The organism is Vibrio sp. 378 (assembly GCF_033339435.1).
In genome coordinates this window covers 323-598 of the sequence record NZ_JAWOUO010000819.1, presented here as the reverse complement: position 1 = coordinate 598, position 276 = coordinate 323, and the positions used below count along the sequence as shown (strand labels likewise).

Here is a 276-nt window from a genome sequence, read left to right as displayed (position 1 = left end):
GCACCGCCTTATTTTGCGTAAACACTCAAACACAACCCAATTACGTTATTTCCAACGTGTATAGACGCGTTTCAATAACAGAACGTCAAATGAGTACTAATCTGAAATCAACCAGATCTCGGATTTATCAGCAAAATTAGGAAAGTAAAATGCCATCTAAACAGGTTTTAGCGATCGTTATCGGTTTGTCTCTATCGACAGTCGCAACAGCAGAAGAATACCGCCAACACAGTGCGCACGTTCATGGTCATGTTGAATTTAATATTGCCCAAGACG

The 276-nt window shown here is 40.6% G+C and carries 1 pseudogene; it reads left to right on the top strand.

Annotated features, from left to right (window positions below):
* Positions 1-149: 149 nt before the first annotated feature.
* Positions 150-276: pseudogene (locus R7Q48_RS29030) on the top strand (DUF2796 domain-containing protein); the annotation flags it as partial.